At 47.1% G+C, this 3,382-nt stretch carries 1 protein-coding gene; it reads right to left on the bottom strand.

Translation table 11 applies throughout. From position 1 onward, the window contains the following. Positions 1 to 92: 92 nt before the first annotated feature. Positions 93 to 3,382 (bottom strand): transglutaminase domain-containing protein (locus KDK19_RS07580; RefSeq protein WP_257291670.1); only part of this gene is annotated, 3,290 nt, incomplete at its 5' end.

Raw genomic sequence — 3,382 nt, 5'->3', positions numbered from 1 at the left:
ACGAAATTCACCTCCCTGCCAAGTCGCAGGGAGCACTCTTTCGGCTATAGGTAGCTACTGTAGTAGTCACGTTCTGACCAGAGAGTCAGCAGTCAGTTATGAAATGACTCATAAATCGAATCCAAATTCACGCTGTTCAAAAACTCTTCGGCAATGTTTGTCAGCTCATCGGGTTTGAGTATCAAAGCGTTGCTGGCGTTGTGCGCCTGCCGTAAGCAGGCATCCTTGCCAACTTCCTGAAGCCAGCAAGAGTTATCAATTGCAGACATCATGGCGTGCAGCTCTTCTGGTGAGGATGGGTCATGAGCACCATGGCTTATTGAGTCCCAAGCCCCCACGACGGCGATACTGGCATCGGCCCAACAATATGATAAGCAGCCGCCTTTTGAATGTGTCACACCATACAGGTAGTGACTGAAGGCCTGTTGAATCGCTAGCTTGTATTTCTTTGTTAAATTATTCGCAAGTTTTTTCTCCTCACGCTGCACCCGGAGGGACTCCAGATCGCTCTTGATATCAAGCCGTTTTTTCTCATATTCTTGTTCTTTAGCTTGATATTGATCATAAAGAAGTGTTGATTGATTGTCGTCAGTTTCACCAGGTCTCATTAAACGCAAGTCGTCGAGTTCGCGTTTGAGTTTATTCAATGCTTTCAAAACATTGCGTAATTCTTTATTCATTTCCTCATATTTATTGACCTTTTCCAATATAAGCTTCAAATCCGGGTTGTTCTCAGCTTGACGTTGGAGCAGGGCTGCGACTTTTTCATTAAGCGCTGTTCTTCGCCAGAAAGGTTGTCCCGTGATAATCACCGGACGCTGGTTCGGCCTGCCCGAGTTTAACTGCACAAACGCGGGATCATGGGCCAGCATGCGTTCTATATCCGGAATGCCCTCAGGTTCGTCCGTCCAGACGGTCTGTAAAGATACATTTAGAATCTGACTTTCAAGGGAATGGGAAACCCCGTCGTGGCAATGAGTCATGAAGAAGGCATTATCTTCTTCCTTTTGGAAGTTTTTATAAGCCGACCGCCATGCCTGGCTATTTTTTTCTCTGGACAACAGATTCTTATACCAGCTTTTCAGGCAATGGGCGGCTTGAGCCTTCAGTTCATCGATATCTTCCAGACCCACTAATAGCGCATGATGTGCGGCCTTCAGCATTTTGTCCTCATAAGTCGTCGGTGGATTCAGCCAACCCGATTTCAGGGCTTCACGGGCAAGCTGCATAACCGAAGGTCTGGTTAAGTCACTGAATTTCAGTATATCTACCATTGAACTCAACCAGTGCTGAGGGTTTGCGCCGGCCTGTACAATCATTTTTGAATAGAGTGACTTGAGTGGTTCAATGACCTGATCTTCATTATCGTTGGACAATATTTCTCTTATTGCTTCCTGCATCGGTCTATAGGTATAGGTACGCTGAACTTCGCGAATCTCATCACAGATCAGTTCCTCCTCATTAGTGCCCAATTTATCGTTGAACAATTTTTCTCTCATTGCTTCCGGCATCGCTTCATAGGAATAGATAAGCTCATCTTCGCAAATCACATCACAGACCAGACTCTTCTCCTCAGGGCCCAATACTTTCGTGTCCAGCGACTCTAATAGCGAGACGCCCATAGAAAAACTGGCCAGGTTTTTTTCCTTCCAAAGGCTCTGTACTATTTCGGAAATATTTAGATGGGTTGGCAGCAATGCACTGTCTGTCTCAATGGCTTTGTTCAGCTCATCAAGATTCATGCCATGGGCTTTAGCCAGAATTTTCCGTTGTTCTGAATCAGCCCCTTTCAGGAGATCCCTGACTTTCTTCGGCACAATGTCAGAACCACTGACCCGCCTGATGGGCTGGAATTCAGGTTTGATGCCTGTTGACTCTACTGGCGCCCCACCCAAATGCATTGACTTCCAGGTTAGGCCTCCATCCAGAGAATACTCTGCAAAGGTGTGGACACCGTTACCAATTTGCCTGCATGGAATCTCAAAATAACGACAAAAAGCAACAAAAACAGGCACACGGTGACGACAGCTACCTTGCTGCTGTGTTACGAGGAAACGAAAGAAATTTTCTTTGGCTTCTGGTTCAGCTTCACCGGAAAACGCCATGCAATAGTCCGCGATCGCCTCAATGCGTTGCGTCGCGTTTTGAGCGTTTTTTATCGCCCGCAACCCCTCCTGTGCCTTGATTGGTTGTTCGCCAATGGCCGTAAGCACTTCTTCCAGCACTGTTTTCATACCTTCGGAGCAGTGGGCGTCAAAACGTGTTGATGGTTCTGGTTTGGCTCCTTTAGCGGGAGCGGGTGTTTTTTTGCCCGGTTTTCTGTGTTCCACGACATAAGTAAGTTGTTCAATATAGAGAGGTTTGATCTCATGAAAACACAGTGTGTGAAGTCCGCTATATCGGTCCCTGACCAGGGTAAATGGCAAATCGGGTTTTATACGCAGACCCACGATATAGTCGTCGGGCGTCAGGCTGGGCAATGAATATCGACCATTGAACGATGTATCGTTAAGGGTTCCCAGCGTTTGATTTTCGGTTAATGTCACTTCCTGGTTCTCACCTGGTAACAGGGCAGGTATGAGGACTTCGACTCCCTGCATGTGTCGATCATTAATATCGATCTGTTTGACCTCGCCCTCTGCAGTAACATGAACATCACGTACCCGCTTCCGATATATCCCGGAAGAATGGTTCTGCATATCAAAAATTTTATAATCGTAAACTTTCGACTTGCCATGAGCCTCATAGTCCGTCATTTGGTCCAGTGCTGGAGCCTGTATCCCGCAGGCCTCCGGAATGTATTTTTCAGGAGCTTTAACATCGGCAGCAGTCAACGCTTTGTCAGTATGTTGTGGCACGTATTGTTCGTGAGCTTTAGTATCGGCAGCAGTCAACGCTTTGTCAGTAGGTTGTGGCACGTATTGTTCGTGAGCTTTAGCATCGACAACAGTCAACGGTTCAGGAGCGTTATCACTGCCAACAGCTGACGCTTCGTTAACAAAATCGTCAACCAGATGGTTCAGCAGATCACTCATCTGATGCCAAAGCTCAGGACTCCATTGAACGCCATGAGAGTTCCATGCACTTATCCGCCGATCAGCCTCCTGAAGATAAGGCTGGTTAGCTGACATTTTCAGTGTTTGTTTCTGTTCTTCCGTCAGGGGAAATATCCGATTAACGTCCACGCCCGTCTGGCCAAACTCATGATCAAACCAACGGTGCTGGCAGTGTTGGTAGAGTGTCTGGGTGAGAATATCGTCCGACTCATCAGGCTTCTGGGGAAGACCGGTTGCCTGCCATCTGGCCTGAGCTACCATCCTGATGATTTCCGTTCTGGCTTCTTCTTTACTCAGACGAGTCTTAATACGAATTTCATGGTGTT

This window comes from Endozoicomonas sp. ONNA1, from assembly GCF_024606325.1.
Taxonomy (GTDB): domain Bacteria; phylum Pseudomonadota; class Gammaproteobacteria; order Pseudomonadales; family Endozoicomonadaceae; genus Endozoicomonas_A.
This window is presented reverse-complemented; position numbering and strand designations above follow the sequence as displayed.